The 26,708-nt window shown below is 42.4% G+C and carries 26 protein-coding genes; 9 read left to right on the forward strand and 17 right to left on the reverse strand.

Features of this window, described 5'->3' with window-relative positions:
• Window positions 1-40: 40 nt before the first annotated feature.
• Window positions 41-2,110, forward strand: coding sequence for an insulinase family protein (locus LLW17_RS03270; RefSeq protein WP_228228836.1), 2,070 nt, complete (start codon window positions 41-43; stop codon window positions 2,108-2,110).
• 31 nt (window positions 2,111-2,141) lie between these two features.
• On the opposite strand, the gene LLW17_RS03275 is transcribed toward LLW17_RS03270, so the two are convergent.
• From LLW17_RS03275 to mutY, 5 genes are all read right to left on the reverse strand, one after another.
• Window positions 2,142-3,035, reverse strand: a complete 894-nt coding sequence (locus tag LLW17_RS03275; protein ID WP_228228837.1) for a DMT family transporter — start codon at window positions 3,033-3,035, stop codon at window positions 2,142-2,144.
• Window positions 3,036-3,085: 50 nt separating this feature from the next.
• Window positions 3,086-3,652 (reverse strand): gliding motility lipoprotein GldD, encoded by a 567-nt coding sequence (gldD, locus tag LLW17_RS03280; protein ID WP_228228838.1) that lies wholly within the window; start codon window positions 3,650-3,652, stop codon window positions 3,086-3,088.
• Between the two features lie 16 nt (window positions 3,653-3,668).
• Window positions 3,669-4,997: a gliding motility-associated protein GldE gene (locus LLW17_RS03285; protein ID WP_228228839.1), complete on the reverse strand. Its 1,329-nt coding sequence runs from the start codon at window positions 4,995-4,997 to the stop codon at window positions 3,669-3,671.
• 44 nt (window positions 4,998-5,041) lie between these two features.
• Window positions 5,042-5,506, reverse strand: a complete 465-nt coding sequence (gene ssb, locus LLW17_RS03290; RefSeq protein ID WP_228228840.1) for a single-stranded DNA-binding protein — start codon at window positions 5,504-5,506, stop codon at window positions 5,042-5,044.
• Window positions 5,507-5,598: 92 nt separating this feature from the next.
• A complete protein-coding gene (mutY, locus tag LLW17_RS03295) occupies window positions 5,599-6,684 on the reverse strand; it encodes an A/G-specific adenine glycosylase (protein ID WP_228228841.1) in 1,086 nt (361 codons plus the stop codon).
• Between the two features lie 125 nt (window positions 6,685-6,809).
• Between mutY and LLW17_RS03300 the strand changes: the two genes are divergently transcribed.
• The 3 genes from LLW17_RS03300 to LLW17_RS03310 all read left to right on the forward strand — a co-directional run bounded on the left by LLW17_RS03300 (window position 6,810) and on the right by LLW17_RS03310 (window position 9,639).
• Entirely contained in the window at window positions 6,810-7,106 is a 297-nt protein-coding gene (locus LLW17_RS03300; RefSeq protein WP_099645595.1) for an HU family DNA-binding protein, read from the forward strand.
• 310 nt (window positions 7,107-7,416) lie between these two features.
• Complete coding sequence (locus LLW17_RS03305; RefSeq protein WP_228228842.1) at window positions 7,417-8,955, forward strand: Rne/Rng family ribonuclease; 1,539 nt, start codon at window positions 7,417-7,419, stop codon at window positions 8,953-8,955.
• Between the two features lie 201 nt (window positions 8,956-9,156).
• A complete protein-coding gene (locus tag LLW17_RS03310; RefSeq protein ID WP_228228843.1) occupies window positions 9,157-9,639 on the forward strand; it encodes a regulatory protein RecX in 483 nt (160 codons plus the stop codon).
• On the opposite strand, the gene LLW17_RS03315 is transcribed toward LLW17_RS03310, so the two are convergent.
• The 3 genes from LLW17_RS03315 to LLW17_RS03325 form a co-directional block, all read right to left on the reverse strand.
• Window positions 9,636-10,502, reverse strand: coding sequence for a cupin-like domain-containing protein (locus LLW17_RS03315; protein ID WP_228228844.1), 867 nt, complete (start codon window positions 10,500-10,502; stop codon window positions 9,636-9,638). The two genes, LLW17_RS03310 and LLW17_RS03315, sit on opposite strands and share 4 nt — an antisense overlap.
• Before the next feature lie 18 nt (window positions 10,503-10,520).
• Window positions 10,521-11,600 carry a biotin synthase BioB gene (bioB, locus tag LLW17_RS03320; protein WP_228228845.1) on the reverse strand — a complete coding sequence of 360 codons (1,080 nt, stop codon included), beginning with the start codon at window positions 11,598-11,600 and terminating at the stop codon, window positions 10,521-10,523.
• Window positions 11,601-11,704: 104 nt separating this feature from the next.
• A complete protein-coding gene (locus LLW17_RS03325) occupies window positions 11,705-12,925 on the reverse strand; it encodes a beta-ketoacyl synthase N-terminal-like domain-containing protein (RefSeq protein WP_228228846.1) in 1,221 nt (406 codons plus the stop codon).
• A 205-nt stretch (window positions 12,926-13,130) separates the two neighbouring features.
• On the opposite strand from LLW17_RS03325, the gene LLW17_RS03330 reads away from it, so the two are divergent.
• Window positions 13,131-13,559 carry a cytochrome c oxidase assembly factor Coa1 family protein gene (locus tag LLW17_RS03330; RefSeq protein ID WP_228228847.1) on the forward strand — a complete coding sequence of 143 codons (429 nt, stop codon included), beginning with the start codon at window positions 13,131-13,133 and terminating at the stop codon, window positions 13,557-13,559.
• Window positions 13,560-13,566: 7 nt separating this feature from the next.
• On the opposite strand, the gene LLW17_RS03335 is transcribed toward LLW17_RS03330, so the two are convergent.
• The 5 genes from LLW17_RS03335 to LLW17_RS03355 form a co-directional block, all read right to left on the reverse strand.
• Window positions 13,567-14,631 carry a Fic family protein gene (locus LLW17_RS03335; protein WP_228228848.1) on the reverse strand — a complete coding sequence of 355 codons (1,065 nt, stop codon included), beginning with the start codon at window positions 14,629-14,631 and terminating at the stop codon, window positions 13,567-13,569.
• A 130-nt stretch (window positions 14,632-14,761) separates the two neighbouring features.
• Window positions 14,762-16,027 (reverse strand): adenosylmethionine--8-amino-7-oxononanoate transaminase, encoded by a 1,266-nt coding sequence (gene bioA / locus LLW17_RS03340; RefSeq protein ID WP_228228849.1) that lies wholly within the window; start codon window positions 16,025-16,027, stop codon window positions 14,762-14,764.
• A gap of 52 nt (window positions 16,028-16,079) precedes the next feature.
• Window positions 16,080-16,700: a dethiobiotin synthase gene (gene bioD / locus LLW17_RS03345; protein ID WP_228228850.1), complete on the reverse strand. Its 621-nt coding sequence runs from the start codon at window positions 16,698-16,700 to the stop codon at window positions 16,080-16,082.
• Window positions 16,693-17,109: a putative signal transducing protein gene (locus LLW17_RS03350; RefSeq protein ID WP_228228851.1), complete on the reverse strand. Its 417-nt coding sequence runs from the start codon at window positions 17,107-17,109 to the stop codon at window positions 16,693-16,695. The genes bioD and LLW17_RS03350 overlap by 8 nt, the downstream gene beginning before the upstream one ends.
• Before the next feature lie 26 nt (window positions 17,110-17,135).
• Window positions 17,136-18,389 (reverse strand): aminotransferase class I/II-fold pyridoxal phosphate-dependent enzyme, encoded by a 1,254-nt coding sequence (locus tag LLW17_RS03355; protein WP_228228852.1) that lies wholly within the window; start codon window positions 18,387-18,389, stop codon window positions 17,136-17,138.
• A 474-nt stretch (window positions 18,390-18,863) separates the two neighbouring features.
• On the opposite strand from LLW17_RS03355, the gene LLW17_RS03360 reads away from it, so the two are divergent.
• From LLW17_RS03360 to LLW17_RS03375, 4 genes are all read left to right on the forward strand, one after another.
• The gene (locus LLW17_RS03360) at window positions 18,864-19,379 is read left to right on the forward strand and encodes a DUF2975 domain-containing protein (protein WP_228228853.1); all 516 of its coding nucleotides are present in this window, start codon (window positions 18,864-18,866) and stop codon (window positions 19,377-19,379) included.
• A 10-nt stretch (window positions 19,380-19,389) separates the two neighbouring features.
• Entirely contained in the window at window positions 19,390-19,971 is a 582-nt protein-coding gene (locus tag LLW17_RS03365; RefSeq protein WP_228228854.1) for a DUF2975 domain-containing protein, read from the forward strand.
• Window positions 19,972-19,974: 3 nt separating this feature from the next.
• The gene (locus tag LLW17_RS03370; RefSeq protein WP_228228855.1) at window positions 19,975-20,202 is read left to right on the forward strand and encodes a helix-turn-helix domain-containing protein; all 228 of its coding nucleotides are present in this window, start codon (window positions 19,975-19,977) and stop codon (window positions 20,200-20,202) included.
• Between the two features lie 64 nt (window positions 20,203-20,266).
• The gene (locus LLW17_RS03375) at window positions 20,267-22,042 is read left to right on the forward strand and encodes a M61 family metallopeptidase (RefSeq protein WP_228228856.1); all 1,776 of its coding nucleotides are present in this window, start codon (window positions 20,267-20,269) and stop codon (window positions 22,040-22,042) included.
• Between the two features lie 2 nt (window positions 22,043-22,044).
• Here LLW17_RS03375 and LLW17_RS03380 read toward each other — a convergent pair whose 3' ends face one another.
• The 4 genes from LLW17_RS03380 to glmS all read right to left on the reverse strand — a co-directional run bounded on the left by LLW17_RS03380 (window position 22,045) and on the right by glmS (window position 26,707).
• Window positions 22,045-22,341, reverse strand: a complete 297-nt coding sequence (locus LLW17_RS03380) for a hypothetical protein (RefSeq protein WP_228228857.1) — start codon at window positions 22,339-22,341, stop codon at window positions 22,045-22,047.
• A gap of 411 nt (window positions 22,342-22,752) precedes the next feature.
• Complete coding sequence (locus LLW17_RS03385; RefSeq protein ID WP_228228858.1) at window positions 22,753-23,031, reverse strand: F0F1 ATP synthase subunit delta/epsilon; 279 nt, start codon at window positions 23,029-23,031, stop codon at window positions 22,753-22,755.
• Between the two features lie 97 nt (window positions 23,032-23,128).
• Entirely contained in the window at window positions 23,129-24,637 is a 1,509-nt protein-coding gene (gene atpD / locus LLW17_RS03390) for a F0F1 ATP synthase subunit beta (RefSeq protein ID WP_228228859.1), read from the reverse strand.
• 219 nt (window positions 24,638-24,856) lie between these two features.
• Window positions 24,857-26,707 carry a glutamine--fructose-6-phosphate transaminase (isomerizing) gene (glmS, locus tag LLW17_RS03395; RefSeq protein WP_228228860.1) on the reverse strand — a complete coding sequence of 617 codons (1,851 nt, stop codon included), beginning with the start codon at window positions 26,705-26,707 and terminating at the stop codon, window positions 24,857-24,859.
• Between the last annotated feature and the right edge of the window lies 1 nt (window position 26,708).

Here is a 26,708-nt window from a genome sequence, read left to right on the forward strand (position 1 = left end):
TTTCAAGCCTTTGATAAGTCATTCCATAAAAAACATTTAGATGAAAAAATTAATATTAAGCCTTCTCCTTACCTGCAGTCTTGGTGCTGTAGCTCAGGTTGACCGAAGCACCCAGCCCAAAGCCGGCCCTGCTCCCGAAATAAATTTAACCGAACCACAAACCTTCAAACTTAAAAATGGACTGCAGGTCATCGTGGTAGAGAACCATAAATTACCACGGGTATCCTACACACTTACCTTAGATAACCCGCCTATCGCTGAAGGAGAAAAAACCGGAGCAGCTACGCTTTCGGGCGCACTTTTGGGCAAAGGTTCAACCAGCATCAGTAAAGATGACTATAATGAAGAGGTAGATTATATGGGAGCCCGGGTAAACTTTGGCTCACAATATGCCTCTGCCAGCGGACTTTCCCAGTATGCCAACCGCATTTTAGAACTACTCGCAGACGCAGCGATCAATCCTAATTTTACTCAGGAAGAGTTTGCAAAAGAACAGAAACTCTTAATTGAAGGTCTGAAGACTAACGAAAAGAGTGTTGAAGCAGCTGCCTCAACCTTAAGCCGCGCCTTACTTTACGGCAAAGACCATCCTAAAGGAGAGTTTGAAACACCCGAAGGTGTTGAAAAAGTTACCCTTGCAGACGCTAAAGCTTTTTACGACAAGGCATTTATCCCCAACAATGCGTATCTGGTTGTAGTGGGCGATGTAGATTTTAAAGACATCAAAAAAGAAATCACTAAAAACTTTGAAGACTGGAAACCGGGCGCTGCTCTTTCTAATGAGTATAAAACTCCTGAAAATGTCGCCACAACAGAAATCAATTTTGTAGATATGCCTAATGCTGTTCAGTCTCAGGTAATTGTAGAAAATCTTGTTGATCTCAAAATGAGCGATCCCGACTACTTCCCTGTACTTATGGCTAACCAAATATTAGGCGGCGGCGGCGAAGGCCGACTTTTCCTGAACTTAAGAGAAGATAAAGGCTATACCTACGGTGCTTATTCAGGCATTGGAAATGATAAATATGGGAAGACCACATTCAGTGCTTCAGCTAGCGTGCGCAATATGGTAACAGACAGTTCTGTGGTTGCTTTTCTTGAAGAGATAGACAGAATACGCCAGGAACCGGTTTCAGAAAAAGACCTGAAAAATGCCAAGGCAAAGTATGTGGGAAGTTTTGTTCGCTCGTTAGAACAACCTGCAACAGTTGCCCGTTTCGCTTTAAACATTGAAACCGAAAATCTACCGAAAGATTTTTATCAGAACTACCTCAGTAAAATCAATGCAGTAACGCTTGAAGATGTGCAGCGTGTAGCTAAAAAATATTTTCTTGCAGACAACGCCCGAATTATCATAGCCGGAAAAGGCAGCGAGGTTATTGAAAACCTTGAAAAGGTACAATTTAAAGGCAAAACCATTCCGGTTAAATATTATGATAAGGAAGCCAATGCGGTTGAAAAACCAACATTTGAAATCGCAGTTCCTGAAGGAGTAACAGCAACCACGGTTCTTGAAAACTACATCAAAGCTATTGGCGGCAAGGAAGCGATTGCAAATGCAAATGCTATTACAATGCTGGGTGAAGGCAGCGTACAGGGCACTCCCTTAAAACTCACTATCAAGAAAACCGATAAAGGGCAGTTCTTACAGGAAATTTCGGTGATGGGCAATGTGATGTCAAAGCAGGTTTTAAACGGCGATAAAGCTTCAATTTCTGCGCAGGGACAGACCATGACTCCCAATGAAGAGCAAATCGCTGAGCTCAAAAAAGGAGCTGCGATTATACCTGAGCTCGATATGATCAACGACGAGACTATCGCATTAAGTAAAATTGAAAATGTAGATGGTCAAAATGCCTATGTGCTAAACCTGAGTGATTCTAAAAAAGCATTTTATGCTGTAGAAAGCGGTTTAAAACTGAAGGAGGAAACCACCAGAGAAATGCAGGGTCAAAGTTTTGTACAAACTGTTACTTATGGTGATTACAAGCCGGTACAGGGTATCATGTTTCCTCATAAACTGGGGCAATCAATGGGTCCGCAGAATATTGAGTTTACCTTTTCAGAAATAAAGGTAAACGAAGGCGTCAGCGACGCAGACTTTCAATAAGAGTTAATTAGATTTAGCTGCAAAGACCGACCTAAGCGTCGGTCTTTTTTTGTTTACGCCCCGAATTCACAAGATACACTCCGGCCAAAATTACCAGGGCTCCTATCCCATGCATCCAGGTAAATTGCTCCCCATCGAGTATACCCCAAAAAATACCAACCACCGGAATCAAATAGGTAACCGAAGTTGAAAAAACCGGCGAGGAGATCTGGATGAGTCGATTAAACAGGATTTTTGCAATCCCGGTTCCCACAACCGAAAGCAAAGACACATAAAGCAGGGCTTCAAACACCCTGTCATTTGAAAAATCCTTTTCCGGCAAGCCGGCAAAAAAACCTACAATCAGTGCCGGCACGATCATCACGGCAAAATTACCCACGGCGATAGCTTTTGAAGACACTTCCTGAAGTTTAGCCTTTATAATATTGGCATTGGCACCATAGCACAAGGCTGCAAAAATGACCAGCCCGGCAAACCAGTAATTCTGGTCAGGATTAACCGATACGCCATTAAAAATAAGTAGCGCAGCTCCTGCCAGACCAACCAGAACTCCCGAAAATTGAAGCCCCGTAAAACGCAGTTTAAAGGCGAAATAGCCTATCAAAATAGTGAAAAGTGGCACCAGCGAGTTGAGCACCGAAACAATACTGCTGTCGATTTGAGTTTCGGCAAAAGAAAACAGAAATACAGGCAAAAAAGTACCGCATAAAGCACTTAAAGCAACCCAGGGCCATTGGTTACGGGTTATGGTTTTTAACGATTTAAAACCGATGGCAAAAAGAAAAGCAGTTGAAAAAATAATGCGGATGGCACCAAGTTGAAACGGACTAAAGCCTCCCAGCGATTTTTTAATCAGAATATACGAGCTTCCCCAAACCAGTGAAAGAATAATGAGATACAGCCACTTTTTTTGATCGCTTTGCATTGCGCAAAACTAGCTTTTTTAAACCGGCTGCATCGGTTTGGAGTATAATTTTACTCCTCGTCTTTCCAGCGTAAGCTTTCCATCAAATGCCTGATGTCTGTCTTGAGATAAGCGGCTGCTGGGAGTATACTGTCGTAATTAGGCGTTACGTTGAAGTAGATAGAACCGGTGATGAAGTGCGAAGTGCTGTCAGTAACGTAAAATTGAGATTGTGAAGCCGCATTACCCGTTACATCGTAAAACATCCCATAAACCCGGTACTCGGGATTGATGTATTTTTCTTCAATGATATTGTCTGCCTTGACCACGTGCTCGTAGGTAAGTTTCTGAGCATCGGTAAGCAATTGTCTGATGTTTCCATCTACTTTGCGATAGGTAAGATATAAAGCACCATCGAGGCCGGGATATTCTAAAACTGCCGAGCAATCTTCCTTATATTTTACCTTAGCCTCTGTGTTTTTCATAAAGCCGTACGGACAATCATCTCCGCTGTAATCTACATACTCAGGAGCCTCATAATCCAGGGCTAAAAATCCGTTGGGTTTGGGCAGCACCTCTTCCTTGCACGACCAGCAAAGGATGCTTAATGCTAAAATGAAGAAGCTATACTTTTTCAACTGAAAGGAATTTGATTTAATCAAGGTCTCGGATGGTAAGCTTAACCTGCTTGATGCGTTTTTGATCGATAACTTCAATGGTAAACGCGTAATGCTCAAAGTTTAGTATTTCATTCTTACGCGGGAAGCCTTTAGATATCTCCAGAATAAAACCTGCTAAAGTTTCGGCTTCTCCCTTATTATCTTCAAAAGACTGCGGATCTTCTAAGCGGAGGACTTTGTAAAAATCTTTAAGCGAAGTCTTTCCTTCAAAAATATAGTTGTTGTCATCCAGCTTAGAGAACACAATATCTTCATCATCAAACTCATCGCTAATATCGCCTACAATCTCTTCAATAATATCTTCCAGCGAAATCAATCCGCTGGTGCCGCCATATTCATCAACTACAATAGCAAGGTGATTGCGCTTGTCTTTAAACTCGTTAAGCAAATCATCGAGTTTTTTATTTTCGGGCACAAAATAGGGATCACGCAAGAGGCTGATCCAGTCAAAATCTTCTTCATCAATATGAGGCAACAGATCTTTGACGTATAAAATACCGGTGATGTTGTCTATGTTTTCATCAAAAACAGGAATACGTGAATATCCATTTTCAATAACTAACGGAATGATTTCAGCATACGACCACTCCATATTCAATGCGAAAATATCCATACGAGGCTTCATCACCTGTTTGGTATCGGTATTACCGAAGCTTACGATTCCGCGTAAAATCTTTTGCTCTTCAAGCGAGGTATCTTCTTCACTGGTAAGCTCTAACGCCTGCCCCAACTGGTCAATGCTGATGTTTCCTTTTTGTTTACCAAAACGATCCTGCAAAAACAAAGTCATAGCCCGCATAGGAGTACTAAGTGGCGAAATGATAAAGTCTAAAACCACCATTGGGTAAGCCATTTGACCCGAAAATGCCACTTTATTACGACTGGCGTAAACCTTTGGCAGGATTTCACCAAACATCAAAATAAGAAAGGTAATCGCTACAACTTCTACAAAAAACCGAAGGTTAATAAACCCAATTTGCACCGACTCCAGCCCTGTAAAGAGCGTCTCTCCCAGATTGGCAAAAATGAGCACGATGGCGATATTGATAAAGTTGTTGGCCACAAGTATGGTAGCCAGCAGTTTTTTAGGTTTTTCGAGCAGGCGAACAACAATCTGATCTTTTCGGGTTTGTTTCTCGGGGTCGAGCTCCAGATCTGCAGCTGTAAGGGAGAAGAAAGCCACTTCGGTACCGCTAATCAACGCCGAGCATACCAGAAGGATCAGCACGGCAACGATCTCAACAACAGTTGTAGCCGAAAAACTATTTTTAACTAAAAATAAACTTGGGGGGTCAGGATCCAATGCTTAACTGTTTTATCTCGTGAACTCTAATTTCCAAAACTGGATTAGAATGGCAAATCATCTTCATCATCATCTTCATATCCCGGTGAAACTGCCGGTGCGGAAGGCGCGGCAGACCGTGTTTGTGCGGCCTGAGGCTGGCTGCTGCCTTGTTGCGGCATACCACTGGCATCTTTAGGCGTAAGAAATGTAAAATCGGTACACTGTATTTCGGTACTATACCGCTCATTACCGGTCTCGTCCTGCCATTTACGGGTCTTGATACGACCTTCTATGTAAACCTTGTCGCCTTTTTTTAGGTACTTTTCACAAATCTCAGCACCTTTATTACGCACTACAATATTATGCCACTCGGTATTGTTAACGCGTTCTCCGGTGGTGCGATTGGTATAGGTTTCGTTAGTCGCCAGCGGAAAACGGCCTATTGCACCGCCTCCTTCAAAATAGTGCATCTTCACATCATCTCCCGTGTGGCCTATAAGCATAACTTTATTTAACGTACCTGACATAATCTGTAATTTTAAAGCTCAAAAGTAACTAAAATTAAGCAGTCGCTCAACTATACTTTAGCGTTTTGAAAAGCGCAGAACAGCCGGGCGCATTACAAATAGCGCTTATAATCAAAGTCTTCCATAAAACGGTCTATAACACGGGGCACCGCATAACTTTCAAAGGCTGCAAAAGGAATGGTCTGCAAACCGGAAACATCCTGCAGTTTTAGTAACCAAAAGTGCACGTGAAGCTTTTGGTGGGAGAGTTTATGAATAATGGCTTCAGGAGTCAACGCAACCAGACTTTCTACTTCTAAACCTTCAAGCAGGACGACAGAAGAAGCTCCGGGTAATTTGAGCTTTTTTACGCTTTCGCGAAAGCGCAACTCTTTTAAAGGCTTTTCGGTTTCCAAAAGCGGAAATTCAAAAAGGCCGCGCCAGATTCCTTTTTTGTCGCGTTGGCTTAAGATCGTTTCGCCCGAAGGACCCAAAACAATCACATAATTAAAATACCGGTCCCGCACTTTGGTTTTACCCTGCTTTACCGGCAGTTCATTTATTTTGCCACTGGCATAAGCCGCACAGTCATTCTGAAACGGGCAATGCAGGCAATAGGGATTTTTGGGCTTGCATTGCGTGGCACCAAACTCCATCACCGCCTGATTAAAGGTAGCAGGATCTTTAGGTTCTATCAATTGCTGGGCAAGGGCCTTAAACTCCTTTTTGCCGGAAGTACTATCTATAGGAGTATCAATCCCAAAAACCCGGGAAAGCACCCGGTAGACATTACCATCAACTACAGCTTCGGCCTCATCGAAACAAATAGATGCAATGGCACTGGCCGTATAGTCACCTATTCCTTTCAGTTTCTTGATTTCGGTATAGGTATTAGGGAACTCGCCGTTGAAGTCAAGAGCCACCTTTTTTGCTGTTGCGTGTAGATTTCGCGCACGCGAATAATAGCCCAGTCCCTGCCATAATTTCAAAATAGCATCTTCAGGGGCATTGGCAAGGGCCTTGATGTCAGGATAGGCTTCCACGAAGTTAAAATAGTAGGGCATCCCCTGCTCAACACGGGTTTGTTGCAGGATAATTTCAGACAACCAGATGCGATACGGGTCTTGTGTCTTGCGCCAAGGGAGTTCACGCTTGTTTTGTAAATACCAGTCTATGAGTTTTTTAGAAAAATTGAACACAAAAAATACCTTTTCTTCAAATTAACCGTTTATCTAGTTATATTTTAATCTTTTACGTTTGAAATATTGATTTTTTAATGTGTATATTTGCACCCTTAAATTTTAACCCCCTAAAATAATACGTAATGACAAAAGCAGATATTGTTGCGAAAATTTCTGAGAAATTAGGAATTGAGAAAAATGATGTACAGGCTACTGTAGAGACTTTTATGGATGAAGTTAAGAACTCGCTTGAAGGTGGTGATAATGTATATCTGAGAGGTTTTGGTAGCTTTATTATTAAAACACGCGCTGAGAAAACCGGTCGCAACATCTCAAAAAACACTACAATTAAGATACCTGCGCATAACATTCCTGCATTTAAGCCTGCCAAGGTTTTTGTAGAAGGTGTTAAGTCTAATGTATCTGTAGACGAAAACTAACTATTAATTTTAAACTGAGCTCTTATGCCAAGTGGTAAGAAAAGAAAAAGACACAAGGTAGCCACGCACAAACGTAAAAAACGTCGTCGCGCTAACCGTCACAAGAAGAAAAAGTAGTCTAGCACTACTTTTTCTTTTAATATACCTGTTTTAAGGTATAACATTACGTTCATTGACATCTGGAGATTATTATTGAGCTGGGCAGTTATGCATCAGCCGTAAACTCCTGCCGGTACACAAAATCCTGTGAAAAATAATAATGTTTAATCTTTTGTCCCGTACCTACGGGGCGGATATAATTTAATGAAGCGTGAATAATGAATTAATAATTCGATCCAGTTCCACTTCAGTTGATTTTGCCCTTTTAAAAGATGGTAAACTAATAGAATTACATAAGGATGAAGAAGATAACCAGTTTAGCGTAGGTGATATTTTTATTGCCAAAATACGCAAGACGGTTTCAGGTCTTAACGCTGCGTTTGTCAACGTAGGTTATGAGAAAGATGGGTTTTTACACTATCACGATCTCGGACCACAACTTCCTACCCTTTTGAAATTTGTAAAACGTGTAAGCACAGGTAAACTCAAGGATTACTCCTTACAAAAATTTCCTGCAGAAAAGGATATCGATAAGAATGGAAAGATAGCAGACGCTTTAAAATCCAATCAATCGCTCCTTGTGCAAGTAGTAAAAGAACCTATTTCTACCAAAGGCCCCAGAATAAGCAGTGAGCTTTCTATTGCCGGAAGGTATGTGGTTCTTGTTCCTTTTTCAGACCGAATCTCGATCTCACAAAAAATCGAATCGCGCGAAGAAAAAGCCAGGCTTAAACGCCTTATGCAGAGCATACGTCCCAAAGGTTTTGGGGTAATCGTACGCACTGTAGCTGAAGGAAAACTGGTTGCAGAACTAGACAAAGATCTACAAAACCTGGTGGACCGTTGGACCGCCATGTGTAAAAAATTACACAATGCTCATTTACCCAGCAAAGTACTGGGCGAGATGAACCGCGCCTCTTCTATGTTAAGAGACCTGTTTAATGACTCGTACACCAATATTTGTGTGGACGATGAGACATTGTATTACCAAATCAAAGAATACCTGCAAGAGATTGCACCTAATAAAGAAAATATCGTAAAACTCTATCAAAATTCGGTTCCCATCTATGAAAAACATGGGATTGAGCGTCAAATTAAGACTTCATTTGGCAAGACTGTTTCGATGAGCCGCGGTGCTTATCTGGTGATTGAACACACCGAAGCACTACACGTCATCGATGTAAACAGTGGTAACAGGTCTAACAAGGCCAAAAGCCAGGAAGAAACGGCCCTCGAGGTCAATTTAATCGCCGCCACCGAGATCGCCAGACAATTGCGTCTGCGGGATATGGGTGGTATCATTGTGATAGACTTTATCGATATGGGTAAAGCCGAAAATCGTAAGAAGCTCTTCAATCACCTGCGTGATGAGATGAGCGACGACCGCGCCAAACATAAAATCTTACCTCCAAGTAAATTTGGTCTCATCCAGATCACACGTCAGCGTGTGCGCCCTGAGATGAATATCAAAACCCGGGAGAAAGATCCTAATGGCGATGGTGAGATTGAAGCTCCTATAAGTGTTGTCAATCGCATACAGGCAGATTTGATCAAACTATTCAAAAAAGACTATAAAAAGATCACGTTACACACGCATCCCTTTATAGCGGCCTTCCTGACAAAAGGCTTCCCTTCAGCACGTTCTAAATGGTTTATAGAACACAAAAAATGGGTTAAAATAATGCCCAGAGATGCTTACACGTATCTCGAGTACCGCTTTACTGATAAAGACGGGAAAGAAATTAGATAAACTGAAACAACCCTCATCGTGAAAACGGTGGGGGTTTTTTATTGGCAGCCCCCTAGCCCCCTAGCCCTCTAGCCCCCAAAGGGGAATAATAGATTTGGAATAGTATTTCCAACACTCTCTCCCTCGGGGAGAGATGCCGAAGGCAGAGAGGGATTCTTCAGAAATCACTAATTTTACAATTACAGCCCACATTTCTAAATTTTGAATCAACACTCCGTAAAAACCTACACTGTAGAAGAAGCCAAGCGAAAGCTGGAAAAGTACTGCGCCTATCAGGATCGTTGTCACAAAGAAGTGCGCGATAAACTGGTAGAAATGCGTATGATTCCGGAAGCGGTTGATGCCGTACTCTATCACCTACTGCAACACAAGTTTCTGGATGAAGAGCGCTTTGCCCGCAGTTTTGCACGGGGAAAATTTCGCCATAAAAAATGGGGCAAAAACCGAATAAAACAGGAACTGAAACAACGTGAAATAGGCGATTACCTCATCAAAAAAGCCTTTACCGAAATCCCGGATAGTGATTACCTCAACACCTTTGATGAACTGGCTCAAAAACGTTTTGACCAACTCACCGGCGAAACCGACAAATACAAAAAGCGCAAAAAACTAGCCGATTATCTGGCTTACCGGGGCTGGCCCGGAGACTGGATTTATGAAAAAGCGAAGGAGCTGATTCCTTAAACCGCCAATCCATGTTTTTTATGAGTCTCTGCAATGGCCCGCTCATTTTTCTCGTCAATCCACGCCTGACCTTTACGGCGACGCATCAGGTTATCAAAATGACGCATCACAAAAACGTTATAAACCGCCTGTAAGAGGTGTTTAGGCTTACGCGGCAATGCACGCAGGCTCATACTAAAACCGGGCGTTACATACTTCATATAATGCCAATACCCTTCGGGCATGTAGAGCGTCTCTCCATGGTTGAGTTCGCAGATAAAACCTTCGGCTTTTTTAAGTATTGGGAATTTCTCGTAATCGGGGTGATCAAAGTCAATATCCTCGCGGGTAATAAGCGAATGCGGTACTTTATAGAGATTTTCGGTCTGGTCCGGAGCAAAAAGGATACACTGCTTTTTTCCGTGGAAATGAAAGTGCAAAATATTTGCCCAGTCGATGTCATGGTGCATAAATACTTTAGAGTTTTCACCCCCAAAGAACACCATCGGGATTTGCTTCAACAAACGCAAACCTATTTTCGGAAACTTAAAATCCTTCTTTAACGAAGGCACTTCCTTCATGATATTATAAAGAAAGATGCGGTAATTGGTAGGCTCGCGCTTAAGCAAATCAATATAGTCTGCCATTTTCATTTTGGCATGCGCCTGGTTAAAACCGTCTTCGTGTGTCACCGGACGATCATCATACAAAGGCACTTCGCGGTCACCGGCAACCTCCTTAATATAATCCAGATGCCATTTATCATAGGCCGGCCAATCTTCAATAAGATTCTCAATAACCACCGGTTTTTGCGGCTTCAAGTAGTCCCGCACGAATTCGGTTTTGGTAATGGTTTTTACCCTATGTATCTGTTTAAGCTTCAAGTATAAAAATAAATTAAATTAAGCCTTGGCTTTTGCCTTAGCCTCTTCATTTCGTGGAATGGTATGCCCGGGTCTTGACCATTTTGGTTTTTCGCCTTTTGGCAAATGCTTAGAATCTGCTGCTTCTACGGTTTCAGGCTGTGCTTTTTTCACAAAAGGTGCCTGCGGGTTAAGCCCCAGCAGTTTAAACATTTCCATATCCTCGTTCACATCGGGGTTGGGTGTGGTTAACAATTTATCCCCTGCAAAAATGGAATTTGCCCCGGCAAAGAAACACATCGCCTGCCCTTCTCTGCTCATTTGTGTACGACCGGCACTTAGTCGTACCTGAGTCTGAGGCATTACAATACGCGTGGTAGCCACCATACGCACCATCTCCCAGATCGAGATAGGCTCAATATCTTCCATAGGTGTACCTTCAACCGCAACCAGAGCATTAATGGGTACACTCTCAGGCTGAGGATCTAAAGTCGCCAAAGCAACGAGCATACCTGCGCGATCTTCAACCTTTTCGCCCATACCAATAATCCCCCCGCTACACACGGTAACATTGGTCTTACGCACATTACCTATCGTGTCGAGACGATCCTGAAACGCACGGGTAGAAATCACATCTTTATAGTAATCTTCAGAAGTATCGAGGTTGTGGTTGTAGGCGTACAAACCGGCCTCAGCAAGACGCTGCGCCTGATTTTCGGTAATCATACCCAGTGTACAGCACACTTCCATATCGAGCTTATTAATGGTACGCACCATTTCCAAGACCTGATCAAACTCCTCCCCATCTTTTACATTACGCCAGGCCGCACCCATACATACGCGTGAACTGCCGGCAGCTTTTGCGCGCAAAGCCTGAGCTTTTACCTGCTGCACACCCATCAAATCATTACCTTCAATATTCGTGTTGTAACGGGCAGCCTGCGGGCAATATCCACAATCTTCGGGACAACCCCCTGTTTTTATAGAGAGCAGAGTAGAAACCTGAACGGTGTTGGGGTCATGATGTTGACGGTGTACCGTTGCCGCTTCATAAAGCAGCTCCATCAAAGGTTTGTTGTAAATATCGAGGATTTCCTCTCGGGTCCAATCGTGTTTCATGGGTCTGTTTTTAAATCTTTAATGCCTTAAAAAGTCCTGGTAATTTTTCGGGCAGTAGGAGATGGCTCAAAAATACTAAATCTGTTGTTTATAAAGTTGAAAAACTAAGCCCTCGTTATCAAAATACTCACGGCATTGCCGCCAAATCCTACGGCGTTTACGAGTATGTTTTTCAATTCTTTGGGTTTAGCCTGCGGCGAAAAAAACGGTGCTTCCTCCCATTTTTGGGTCTGAAGCATCTGAATTGCAGTGTCTAAACTGAGTAGCCCACTTGCGCCGAAAGTGTGCCCTATTTTCCATTTATTAGTTGTTAATAACGGAAGCTTGTCACCAAATAGTTTTTGAATCGCTTTATATTCCGATTGATCGCCAAGAATGGTCCCCGGCGCGTGCATCACAACCGCATCTATATTCTTAGTCATTTCCGCGAAGGTCGAAATCTGACTATTTTTTTTCATTTCCGCGAAGGCGGAAATCCCATCATTCTCAGCTCCCCCAAACGCGCTTTCAACCGCCATTCTCATGGACTTTTGAAAGCAGGTGGCTTCGGCAGAAACCGAAACCGCATGTTGCAAAGCTTCGGTAGCATAACCCACGCCGGTTATATAAGCCAGAGCATTCTCGTGGGTTCCTTTTTCCATACAAATAGAAGCCGCTCCTTCACCTAAAACCATAGTGTTTTCGGTCTTTTCCAAATCAAAAGACAGACACGGAAAATCAGCATCCTCTCCAGCACGGCTGTAGGTTTTGAGCGCTTGCATTTGTGCAATCGTAAAAGGCGTTAAGGCCGCCTCGCTGCCGCCTACCAAAAATTTATCGCACATCCCGGCCTGCAACCAGGCGACACCATTTAGCAAGGCATGTAAGGCGGTTGAGCAGGTAATGGAATGGGAAATTTCAGGTCCCTCATTTTGTAAATCCTGGGCAACCCAGGATGCAATATTGCCTAAAGTCGTAGAAGGCGATGCTAAAGTTTCGGCTTTACCGGTTTTAACAAAAGCATCGTAATACTGCTCAAAAAGTTGGGTGGCACCGCGAGACGAACCGATATTGATCCCGAAAGCATCACCTTTTTCCCATCCGGCCTGGCGGGCTGCTAATCGCGAAACGTAAATCGCATAGAGAACTGAGGCGTCTAATGCCTGAAAATTTCGGTTTTCGTTACGTAAGGATTCGATTTTAGTTTTTAAGCTTTCCGGAAGGCGACCCACCCAGGCATGGAGATTCTGATCAAAAGACAACGCATGTTTTTGATTGAATACCTCTGAATTGTTTTCGCCAAAGGCGGAAACAGAAGCGCTACCGGTAATTGCAATAGGTTGCATCACGACAAAATTTAGAGTGCAAAAATAGTATTTACACATCGGAGCGCATTGAAAAAGTACTTTTCAATTAAAACCATTAGTTTAGCAGTATCAATGATGATCTGGGGTAAGGCGACCAGGAGTTCGTTGAAAACAAATTTTCACTTTCAAGGCAAGCCTCAGAATATTAAACCCATTGGCGGCGCCAATAAAAAATCAAAAAATCATGAACGAACTTGAACATGAACCCCGCAGCTGGTGGTCTAAAAACTGGAAATGGGTGGTGCCAGTGGGCGGTTGTTTTACGATAATTGTATTGGGAATACTACTTTTAGGCACCGCTATTTTTGGGTTTTTCAGCTCTGTAAAATCCAGTACAGGCGCTGATGAGATATTGATTATGGCACAGAATAATCCTAGAGTTATTGAACTTCTGGGAGAGCCTATAGAAAAAGATGGCTTCGGAAATTACTCGATTAAAATCAATAACGGCGAAAAAACCAGCGAAGTAAGCTTACCCATAAAAGGGCCTAAGAGTGAAGCAACTTTAAAAGTCAAAAGTTCGGGATCTGATTATAATCGCGTTTATGAAGTTTTTGAAATTTATATTGAAGAAACCGGGGAGCTTATTGATTTGAAAGATAGTCTTGAATAGATAAGTACTATCTTGTTTTTAGAATCCGCATTAATTCGGTGTTAAGATAATAATTACTATTACCAACACGTACTTTTTCAAGAATACCAAAATCTACTAAAGCATTTAAATAGGAACTTGCCGTATTTCGGTGAATATCCAATTCGCGGGATAGAAAGTCGATCCGGCTGTAAGGATGTTTAAAAAGGATATTGATTAAATCGTGGCTGTAGAAACTGAAATTCGCCTTGATGTCCTTTTTAATTTTATCCATTAGGACTCTGATTTTGTTGACTACGATAATCGTTTCACGGGCAGTTTGTTCAACACCGCGCAGCATCCATAATATCCATTCTTCCCAGACTGCTTCGGTGCGCACTTTTTGTAAAAGGTTATAATAGTCTGTCTTATTCTTGATTATATAACTACTCAAATAAAGCACTGGAATATCAAGTAGATTTTGCTGTATTAAATAGAGAATATTAATTATACGTCCCGTTCTGCCATTGCCATCATAAAAAGGGTGAATGCTTTCAAACTGGTAATGGATGATGGGCATTTTAATCAATGCATCTATGTCGTGCAATTCATCGATATTCATATAAGCTTCCAAGTTTTGCAGGAGCTTAACTATAGTGTTGTACTCCTGTGGTGGCGTATAAATAATTTCACCGGTAGCGGGGTTTTTTAATACCGTCCCCGGAATTTTACGAATGGGATGGTTTTCAGAAACAATTTCCTGAATTTTTTGAATGTCATTTGTTGTGATTATACCCTTTTCTCTAACCAAACTCAATCCTAATTTTAGCGCTTCCGCATATTTTGTGGCTTCCTTCGCCGCTTGAGAAGTAGGACTGACATCAACAGAAGCCTGATATAATTCATCATCAGTCGTAACGATGTTTTCGATCTCATTACTGTCTTTTGCTTCTTGTAAGGAAATTGTATCCAAAAGGATTTGTGAATTAGGAATCTTCTTTACTTCCCCTTTTAATTCTGCTAAAGCTCTGCTCGCTTTAATAGAAACTTTTAAAATCGCTTTGGTCTCACAATTTGTAGCAGGTGGTAGAAAATTTAGGTTTTCAGATTCCATAATTAGTTTATATCTATGCACAAAATAATCAAAAATTTGTGCATAGACAGCAATCTATGCACAAAAAATCAAGAAATTTGTGCATAGATTAAAGGCTATACACAAAAATCCTGAAAATTTGTGCATAGGTTTAAAACCTATCCAACACCTTCCTAATCGCAGCATAAACCCGATCCATCTGCTCTCGGGTGGTAATATAGGGAGCCAGGATATAAATGGTCGCACCCAGAGGGCGTAAATACACACCTTCGGCCATACAAAACTCATAAATCTGGTAACGCAGATTGCCATACCGCTCCATTTCCACATTTAATTCTAAAGCGAAAATAATACCCTGCTGACGGGTAACCCGCACTTTGGGATGCCCTTCGAGATCACGGGCAAATTCCTGATGCCAACCGGTTATCGCCTTGATATTCTTTTGTATTTCGTCTGATTGTAACAATTCGATACCCGCAATGGCCGTTGCGCAGGCGATAGGATTTGCCGAATAGGTGTGTGCATGGAACAAGCCTTTACCCAAATCATCATCGTAAAATGCATTGTAAATTTCCTGCGTGCAGGTAGTAATTCCCATAGGAACAAGTCCGGCAGTAAGCGCTTTGGAAAGACACATCACATCAGGTTTTATGGCGACGTGGTCTGACGCAAAAAAGCTTCCGGTTTTCCCAAAGCCAGTCATCACCTCATCGGCAATCGTAATGATGCCAAGCTCTTTGCATTTTTCAAGTATAGGCTCCAGATGTTGAGCCTTATACATTTTCATTCCGGCGGCGCCCTGTACCAAAGGCTCATAGATAAATCCCGCCAGCGGACTTTCCTCATGAAAGTCTTCAATAGCTTTCAAAATTTGCGGAATGTTTTCGCCGTCAGGCAATGGAATGCGCTTTACATCAATAAAAAACTCCTCAAACGGACCGTTATAAACCGAGAGTCCGCTCACAGACATCGCACCCAGTGTATCGCCGTGAAAACCTTCTTCAAAGGCTAAAAGCGTTTTGCGATTCTGCCCCTTGTTGTGATGGTACTGCAAAGCCATTTTAATCCCGATCTCGGTAGCGGTAGAACCGTTGTCGTTAAACATCAGCTTTTGCTGATTTCCCGGCAAAATGGCCATCAGTTTTTCAGACAGTTCAACCGCCGGCTCGTGCGTAAATCCGCTAAAAATAATCTGGTCGAGCTGCTGCATTTGTTTGTGCGCGCGCTCAATAATAAAATCATTGCAGTGCCCGTACATCGCCGTGTACCAGGAAGAAATCGCATCTACATAATCCTTGCCCTCCTCATCGTACAATAAAGCACCTTTTGCACGTATAATAGGCTTAGCTTCCGGGTGCAATTTATGCTGGGTAAGCGGGTGCCAAATGTGTTTTTGGTCGCGTTTAGTTAGATTCAAAACTCAAAGTTTAAAATTTAAAAATTTGTACAAGCCTGCACACTGCTATTGCCTACTGCAAACTGTCTTTCAAAGAATCAGCATATTCTTTAACCACCATTCGGTCAAAATAAGGCTCTTCATCAATGCGACCCAGAACCGGAACGCCGCTCATCTTTTTGATGACTGCCTCGGTGGTGGGATGTTCAGCTCCGCTAAAAAGGATTCCAAATACTGTTTTCCCGGCCTGTTTCAGCTTATCAATCGTGAGCAGGGTATGGTTAATACTGCCCAAATAATGCCGCGAAACCACAATCACACGGTCTTCGGCATCGATCAAATCGAGAATGGTTTCTGTATCGTTTATAGGAACCAATAAACCGCCTGCTCCTTCTATTACCAGATGATTTTTGGTTTTTGGCCTTTTGATTTCCGCGGCTTTGATGTGCACTCCGTCGATTTCGGCCGCGGCGTGCGGACTCATAGGCGTATTCAGACTAAAGGCATTGGGGTGAAACTGCGTCTTTGTGTTAGAAACGAAATCTTTAACCTTATGTGTGTCTGAATGCTCCAGATCACCTGCCTGAATGGGTTTCCAGTAATCAGCTTCCAAAGCTTCAGTTACAATGGCCGAGGCTACTGTTTTGCCTACTTCGGTCGAAATTCCGGTGATAAAATACGTGTGTTTAGCCATTTAAATTGAATTGATTTTTACAGTTTTCACAACGGTATTCATACTTGGTATAGATTGGCAAAACCGAAACAAGCAACGTCACCAAAAACGAGGCGAAAGCCTTAAAACTGTTGACCGTAGTGTAATACTTCACCTGCGTACTGTTACACTGCGGGCAATGCAGGGCTTTACCTTCATCATCAACAGAATATTCGGCAACGCTTTCTAAAATGGTTTTAGCCCGCAGCACATCTTCGGTCCAGACGGCCAGTTTCACACCTCCTATCGCATTGCTGATCAAAGGGTCGGTATCAATGGTGTACTCATCCTGTAAAAAAGCTTCGATCCCGTCTGCCTCCAACCTGCCTTTGATGATTTGCGCTTCGGTAGAATAGGTAAACTGCGCGATTACTTTGAGTTCCGATTTCATAGTTGCAAAAGTACAATGCAACGGCTTCAATCGGCATCGGCAGCCGGTAAGTTTTTGAGGAAATTTGCCAGAAGCTCAAGCACGGTTTGTATTTCGATTTGCGAATTGTAGCTGTGTAAACAAAAACGCAGGCGCTCCTGCCCTAAAGGAACTGTGGGCGAAAGAATGGCTTTCACATCAAAACCTTCTTCTTTAAGCTTTCGCGAAATGGCCTTAACCCGATTATTCCCTGCGATAATTGCCGACTGAATAGCCGAATCACTAGTGATAAAATAGGCCTGAAGATGCTGTTTTTTGATCTCCTCCCGGAAGTATTCGATGTTTTTACGCAGGTTTTTTAAAGCGGAATTTGGTTTTTTTCCTTCGCGCGCTACGTGTTGGTAAGCTGCTAAAATAGTCGCAACCGAATGTGGCGGAAGGCCTGTAGTGTAAATCAGACTTCGGGCGAAATTGACCAGGTAAGATTTGAGTTGGGCAGAGCCCAAAATCGCCGCCCCGTGGCAACCCAACGCTTTTCCAAAGGTTACCAGCCTCGCAACTCGGTGCCCGAGACCCAATTTATCTATCAATCCTGTATTAAAAACTCCCAGCGCATGGGCCTCATCAACCACAAAATAAGCCTTATACTTTTCACTTAAAGCTGCCATTGCATTAAGATCGGGACTATCCCCATCCATAGAAAAAACCGATTCGGTGACGATGTAGATGACCGGCCCATCTTCCCTTACCGGCTCCACTTCGACAGGCTCAGTGTGGCACACTCGACTTCTTGACTGCACTTCGACAGACTCAGTGTGACACACTCGAAGTGACAGTTTTGACTCCAAATCTGCGAGATCGTTGTGTCTGAATTTATAAGCTTTTGCGTGACTCATTTGAATACCGTCGCGGATGCTGGCGTGAATAAATTCGTCATAAAAAATCACATCACCGCGCTGGGGCACACTGCTGAAAAAACCCACATTGGCATCGTACCCCGAATTAAAAATCAAAGCCGCCTCAACCTGATGCGTTTGAGCAATACAGTTTTCGGTCAGTTCGTAGAGTTTATGATTCCCCGAAAGCAAACGCGATCCGGTTGCCCCGTTGTACTCCAGGTTATGTTCGTTAAGAATTTCGCCGGCGCGTGCGAAAATCGCTTCGTTTTTAGCGAAGCCCAGATAGTCGTTTGAAGAAAAATCTATGGCCTCCCCCAACCCCTCCGGAGGGGAGCTTAAACTGCGTAAAGCATTCGCTTCACTTCGCAGCTTGAGTTTATCCTGTAGTTTTTTGGGTAGCATCGCACAAAGATACATTCCTCCCTCGGCCCCTCCAAAGGAGGGGAGAAAATGCGCTCGACAGCTCTTTTGTAGACCTCACTATAGACCTCACAGGTTTTTGAAACCTGTGAGGTCTATATGAAGTTGTTGAAAAAGCTGATTAGTTATTCATTGTCAGTCTGAGCCTGTCGAAGACTATTTAGTTACCGGTATTTTAAAACTTCGACCCCGAAACTTCGGGGCAGTTTGACATCTTAGATATTGCTTTTTTAGTCGGGCTCTTTTGGAGGGGATGTTCAAAACCCCACGAATTTTTTATAAAAAATTATTGTTTTTCAATAATTAGTTTATATTTGTTATCGTAAAACGATAATATTTAAATTATGAAAACGAAAAAACTATTACTTGTTCTCGCTGTTTCGCTAGTGATTATTTTGGGAGCGATGGCTTTTATTGCAGATGAAATCAGTATTGGTGTAACCCATTATTAAAACTATGAACCTAAACACCTTCTTTAAGCGCCTTATCGATCTGGTATTTTACCTGATGGTACCGATTGTGGTATTCTTTCCGGGAACCATCCTGTATGTGTTGATGTTCCCGGAACAGACGATAATTAACCTAAACATACCCTACGCCGAAAATGGGTTTAGCGGTAAGGCCTTGTTGTTTAGTATGGGATTTTTCGCCCTGTTCCTGTTATTTTTTGCCGGACTTTATCAACTGCGCAAGTTTGCCGGTTTGTTGCTTAAAAACAGGTTGTTTTCGCAGGAAGTGGTCAAACGCACCCACAAAACCGGAACCTTCTTTACCGCCTGCGCTCTGGGCTCTATAATTTTTATAGGTCTGAATGCGCTATTTTCCTATGAGGGTAAAATCAGCGTGCCTTTTAGAACTTCAAATTTGAGTCTACTCCTGTTCTTACTCATTGTAGGCGTATTGTTCTTGCTGCTAAGCGATGCTTTTGCCAGAGCTTTAAAGCTTAAAGAAGAAAATGATTTAACCGTATAAAACCATTGATATGAAAAAAAACACGCTTCTAACTATTGCCTACTTTATTTGTAAATTGATAAATGCTGTAATACTAGTTACCATTATTATGTTTACCGTATTTTTTATTCATTTTCAAATAGACAAATCAGCTTATCAAAACTGGAATTTTATGGATAAAGGAAGCAGTAATTCTATAATATCACTTGAATCTAAAATAGATTATTCACAGAATTCAAAAACTGTAAGTCAACAAAAGCCAAATTTTCTAAACTTTTCAACTTTATCACTTTATTTTAATTATTTAAAATTCACAGTAAGTGCTTCATTGATTTTTATATCATTACGGTTGTTTGGAAAAGTTATTGCTTCCGTAAAAAACCGAAAAACTTTTGAAAAGATTAATGCTTTCGCTTTTAAAAGAATAGGAATTTATTGTTTTATTATAGGTATAATCTCGTCCTACGACTATTATGACTTCGAAACTCAATTCAAGTTGACCAGAATTAGCTTGAATTTGACTTTCTATATAATAGCTCTAATTGCATTAGTGCTTAGCGAAATCTTCAAAGAAGGTAATAAATTGAAGTTGGAAAGCGATCTTACCATTTAGACTATGCCCATCATCATCAATTTAGATCAGGTATTGGCAGACCGAAATATGAAAAGCAAAGAGCTGGCGGAAATTGTAGGCATCACCGAAGCCAATCTTTCGATCCTCAAGTCGGGCAAGGCCAAAGCCGTACGGTTTTCAACTCTGGAAGCGATTTGTGAAGCTTTAGACTGCCAGCCGGGGGATATTTTGGCTTTTTCCTCCTCTAATTCCTCCGAAGGAGGGGAATAGAAACAGCCCGGGTTTCAGCAGCGATTTGTATTTGTTTGAGTATTTTTAGCGTAAATACATTTTTATGAAACTCTGGATTGCCTTCCTGTTTTTAAGCCTTGCTCTTCAGGCTCAAACCAATTTTTACGAAATCTCTTTTGACAACGCCGTGCATCACGAAGCTGTGGTGCAGGTGACTTTTCCGCATGTTAAATCAAATACCCTGCGCGTGAGGATGAGCCGGTCTTCTCCGGGGCGCTATGCGATTCACGAGTTCGCCAAAAATGTTTACGGTCTAAAAGCCACAAACGGAACCGGAGAACCGCTTGAAGTCAAACGCGACGATCCCTATAGCTGGATCATCAATAACACAGACGGAACCATTAATGTGGAATATACCTTGTTTGCAAACCGCGGCGGCGGCACCTATTCTCAGATAGACGGTACCCACGCCCACCTGAATATGCCGGCAACTTTTATGTATGCCGAAGACTTAAAGGAACGTCCCATCAAAATCACATTCAACGCCCGAAAAGATCTGGACTGGAAGGTGGCCACCCAGCTTAAACACGAGGAAGGCACTACGTTTTACGCGCCCAATCTGTATTATTTTATGGACAGCCCCACCGAAATAAGCAACTTTAAAGAGCGGGAATTTGAGGTGGCCGGACAAACGGTAAAATTCGTATTGCACGACCCGGGTACTGAAGCCGAGTTTGATGAGTACTGGGATAAGGTTCAGAAAATTGTGTTGCAGGAAGAAGCCGTTTTTGGCGAATTGCCTAACTACGATTACGACACTTATACGTTTCTCGCCTGCTATATGCCGAATGTTTCCGGTGACGGGATGGAGCATCGCAACAGCACCATTCTAACCGATACCGAAACCCTCGCCAATGGTGGAATGACCGGAAATATCGGTACCGTTTCGCACGAATATTTCCACAGCTGGAATGTGGAGCGCATTCGCCCCGCAGACTTAGAGCCTTTTCATTTTGATAAAGCCAATATGAGCAACAGTCTCTGGTTTGCTGAAGGTTTTACAAGCTATTACACCAATTTGATCCTGGAGCGTGCCGGAATCATCAGTGCCGAAGACTACGTGAAAAGCCTTAACGGCAGCTTTAATTACGTATGGAATTCGCCTGCGCTTCAATACTTCAACCCTATTGAAATGAGTAATCAGGCGCCGTTTGTAGATGCGGCAACCTCGGTAGATCCGGTTAACCGGGAGAATATGTTTATCTCGTATTATTCCTACGGAAGCGTTTTAGGTCTGGCTCTGGATTTAAGCTTACGCGAAAAGAGCCTTAATCTGGATGACTTTATGCAATTGATGTGGAAGCGTTTCGGTAAAACCGAAGTAGCCTATACGGTTGAAGATATTGAAACCAGCCTGGCTGATTATGCCGGGAATGCTTTCGCCCAAAACTTTTTCAGCAACTACATCTACAACAGCAAGATGCCCGATTATGAAAACCTGCTTGCTTCTGTAGGGCTTAAACTTTCTAGAGCAACAGAGAAGCCCTATTTCGGCGCTACATTTGCTGAAACTTCTAATGGCCTCGAGATCGCAAGAAACACCTTTAAAGGCAGTCCGGCTTATGAAGCGGAGCTCGATAAAGGCGATGTGATTACTGCTGTTGATGGTATCGCGATGACCTCTAAAGAAGCTTTTGACTCGATTTTAAGCGCCAAAAAGATTGATGGAATGCTAGAGATTACCTTTATGCGTTTTGGTGAGGAATTGAAGACCAGCGCACGACTCAGCGCTGACCCCACCTATTCTATAGTTCTGGATGAAAAAGCTAACAAGGATGCTGTAAAATCCAGAGAGGCGTGGCTAAAGTCCAACTGGTAAACTTATTCTTGAATAGTGTCCAAAATTCTAGGATTGCGAGGGTCTGAGGCATCCATAATTTGGAGTTCTAATACTTCAGCAACGTAGTGAGCTTCAGCTAAAACATCTTCATATTCAGTAAAGACGTCAAACGTAAAATGTTTGTTATTTAAGAACCAAATATTCAGTTCGTAGAAATCGTGGTTATTCTTAAAAATACCTACACGTTTCAGATTTGAAAAGGATTCCCAATCTCCCCAATGAATAGGTCCAACAAACTCTTCGATTTTGTAACGCTTTTTTTCTAAATCAAATATCACTCTATTTCGCTTAGCCAAATTAAAACCAAACTGTAGGAAGATAAAAAAGAAGAAGAAAACAGCCTCAAAACCTTTGTTCCAGCGGGAAAAACCAAAGTAATCAGCCCAATTAATACTTTTGTCAATAAAGGATAAAACCAGAAAATAAAGGAGTAATAAACCTATCGTAATGAAGATAGCAGCAGCAATTTTGACTCCCCACGAGGGGTCGTATTGCCTGACTATTTTAAATTATGACACCTGCATTTAGTAAAAATAAACTTCCCAAGGACAAGTCCAAAAAGTATTTCTTAAAAGCAAATTATCATGTTTGAGGGAAGCCTCGTGTGGTATTAATCCAGTTTGGCATTGCAAAAAAAAGCGCTTAATTCAAATGAACTAAGCGCTTTTCTATTTTTAGATTATTTCAGCTTAATCTGCCAAAACAATTACTTTATTATCTTTCATCTCAACAGTACCCGATTTGATCGCTAAGGTGATTTCATCGGCTTCTTTTCCGGCAGAAAAGTGTTTTCTCGCCTTATCAGAAAGCTTGGCTCCTTTTACTTTCACAATACCTTCTTCTAAAAGCGATACGATGGCTGCGTGATTGTCGAGGAGTTGAAACGCTCCGTCAGTACCGGGAACGGTTACTGAAGTAGCCTCACCACTGTACAAAGTTGCTTCGGGACTTACTATTTCTAAATACATAAAATTATCCTTCTTTTTCTTTTCCGCGCAGGCGGAAAACTATTCAAAATAACTGATTAGATTTCCGCCTTCGCGGAAATGAAATCAATAGTTCGATTTACGCTTCCGCAAGCATTTTCTCTCCGGCCTCGATAGCTTCTTCAATGGTACCTTTAAGGTTGAAGGCAGCTTCAGGAAGGTGATCAAGCTCACCATCCATAATCATATTAAAGCCTTTGATGGTTTCTTTAATATCAACCAAAACTCCGGGGATACCGGTAAACTGCTCTGCTACGTGGAACGGCTGAGATAAGAAACGTTGTACACGACGTGCACGGCTTACCGCAAGCTTATCTTCCTCAGAAAGTTCTTCCATACCAAGAATCGCGATAATATCCTGTAATTCTTTATAACGCTGTAACAGCTCTTTTACGCGCTGAGCACAATCGTAATGTTCTTTACCTAAAATATCTGCTGTAAGAATACGTGAAGTAGAATCCAGCGGATCTACCGCAGGATAAATACCAAGCTCAGCAATCTTACGTGAAAGTACGGTAGTCGCATCAAGGTGGGCAAAGGTTGTAGCCGGTGCCGGGTCAGTAAGGTCATCCGCAGGTACATAAACTGCCTGTACCGATGTAATAGAACCTTTTTTAGTTGATGTAATACGTTCCTGCATCGCACCCATTTCGGTTGCAAGTGTAGGCTGATAACCTACAGCAGAAGGCATACGACCTAGAAGTGCCGATACCTCAGAACCTGCCTGAGTAAAACGGAAAATGTTATCTACGAAGAACAGTACGTCTTTACCTTGAGCATCTCCTGCCCCATCACGGAAGTACTCAGCAATAGTAAGACCGGAAAGCGCCACACGAGCACGTGCTCCGGGTGGTTCGTTCATCTGACCGAATACGAAAGTAGCCTTAGACTCTTTCATAACCGCTTTATCTACTTTAGAAAGATCCCATCCGCCTTCTTCCATAGAATGCATAAAGTCTTTACCGTATTTGATAATACCAGACTCTAGCATCTCACGAAGCAGGTCATTACCCTCACGGGTACGCTCACCTACACCGGCAAATACAGAAAGACCACCGTGACCTTTTGCGATATTGTTAATCAACTCCTGGATCAATACGGTTTTACCAACACCAGCACCACCAAACAGACCAATTTTACCCCCTTTTGCGTAAGGCTCAATCAGGTCGATTACTTTGATACCTGTAAATAAAACTTCTGTAGAAGTCGATAAATCTTCAAATTTTGGAGCCTCGCGGTGAATAGGAAGACCATTTTTTCCTGTTTTAGGAAGGTTACCTATACCGTCAATAGCATCACCAATTACATTAAATAGACGACCGTAAACCTCATCACCAATAGGCATTTGAATAGGCGATCCGGTAGAAACAACCTCTGTACCTCTGCTCAAACCATCAGCAGAATCCATCGCGATGGTTCTTACTGTGCTTTCACCCACGTGAGACTGTACTTCAAGAACCAAAAGGCTTCCGTCTGCTTTAGTAATTTCAAGCGAATCATAAATTTTAGGGAGATCTGCATTATTTGCAAACTCTACATCTACAACAGGGCCTATAATTTGGGCAACTTTACCTGTAACTTTTGACATTCTTAACTATTTAATGTTTAGCGAAATATGTAGCCGAAAAAAATGAAATTCATAAAAATTAATCTGCTTTTTTTCGTCGTGCAAAGATAGTTTTTAATCTTTAAAAACCTAAAAGACTTTTAGTGAATTTATAAGCCAAAAATGTTGACCCTCAAAACCTGCCTCCCAAACTAAAAAAAGACCATCACTGATGGTCTTCCGTATTCTAAATGAGGCCTTTTACTCAACCGTGACCGACTTGGCCAGGTTACGTGGCTGGTCAACATTTTTACCTAGCATTACTGCAATGTGATAAGACAGTAACTGCAATGGTATTGTGGTAAGCAGCGGTGACATCGAGTCCATCACTTCGGGAACTTCGATCACATGATCTGCCAATTCCTTTACCGTCACGTCTCCCTTGGTCACAATCGCGATAATTTTACCTTTTCGGCTTTTGATCTCCTGAATGTTACTTACAATCTTATCGTAATGCCCGCGACGGGTTGCAATCACCACCACCGGCATCTGTTCGTCAATAAGCGCAATAGGACCGTGCTTCATTTCGGCAGCCGGGTAACCTTCTGCGTGTATATAGGAAATTTCTTTAAGCTTCAACGCTCCTTCCAGTGCCACCGGGAAATTAAATCCACGTCCCAGATACAGGCAGTTGGAAGCATCTTTGTAAACCTCGGCTATCTTCCTGACGTGCTCGTTATTCTTCAGCGCTTCTTCTACTTTTTCAGGAATCAAACGCAATTCTTCGAGATGCATATGAAAGTCGGAAGTAGAAATTTTGCCTTTTGCTTTAGCGATTTTCAGTCCCAAAAGGGTTAGAACTGTAATTTGTGTGGTGAAAGCTTTGGTCGAAGCCACACCAATTTCAGGCCCTGCGTGGGTATAAGCGCCCGCGTGTGCTTCTCTGGAAATCGAAGATCCCACAACATTACACACTCCAAACACAAAAGCTCCGTGCTCTTTGGCCAGTTTCATTGCCGCCATGGTGTCTGCAGTTTCTCCGCTTTGGGAGATTGCTATAACCACATCGTCTTTCTCAATTACCGGATTGCGGTATCTAAACTCTGAAGCATATTCTACCTCAACCGGAACACGCACCAGCTCTTCAATAATGTATTCTGCAACCAGACCGGCATGCCAGGATGTACCACAAGCCAGAATAACCAGACGTTTTGCATTTAAAAATTTATCGATATGATCGTCAACACCGGCCATTTTGATAATGCCTTTGTGCTCGCGCATACGCCCTCTAAAGGTATCGCGTATGGCCTGCGGCTGCTCGTAAATTTCCTTGAGCATGAAATGCGGATAACCGCCTTTTTCTATCTGCTCCAGATTGAGTTTTAGCTCCTGAATATACGGCTGGCTCACCAACGCATCATCCTGAATATTAAATACCTTAACCTCACGACCCCGGCGTACAACAGCCATCTCGCCATCTTCAAGATACAGCGCATTTTGGGTATATTCAATGAAAGGAGAGGCATCTGAGGCGATGAAAAACTCATCTTCGCCAATGCCAATAGCAAGCGGACTCCCTAAACGGGCAACCACAATTTCGTTAGGCTTTTTCTTATCAAAAACAGCGATGGCGTAAGCTCCTACGGTTTCATTTAAAGCAATCTGTACAGCTTTACCCAGCTTTACGTTTTGTTTGATCTGAACGTCTTCAATAAGATTTACTAAAACTTCGGTATCCGTTTCTGATGTAAAGGTGTAACCGCGCTTGGTAAGTTCTTTTTTAATCGCATCATAATTCTCAATGATTCCGTTGTGAATAATCACCAGATCACCGGAATTTGAATAATGGGGGTGTGAATTTATGTCGTTAGGCACACCGTGAGTTGCCCAGCGTGTGTGACCTATTCCTAAAGTCCCTTTGGTAATGCCTGCCTGCTCCGCTTTTTTCCTAAGATCTTCAACTTTACCTTTGGTTTTGCAAAGCGAAATCTGCTCTCCATCATAAATCGCAATACCTGCACTATCATAACCCCGGTACTCTAAACGCTGTAAGCCTTTGAGAACAATGGGATACGCCTGTCTGTGACCTATGTAACCTACGATACCACACATA

It is taken from the genome of Leeuwenhoekiella parthenopeia (assembly GCF_020782115.1).
GTDB lineage: Bacteria > Bacteroidota > Bacteroidia > Flavobacteriales > Flavobacteriaceae > Leeuwenhoekiella > Leeuwenhoekiella parthenopeia.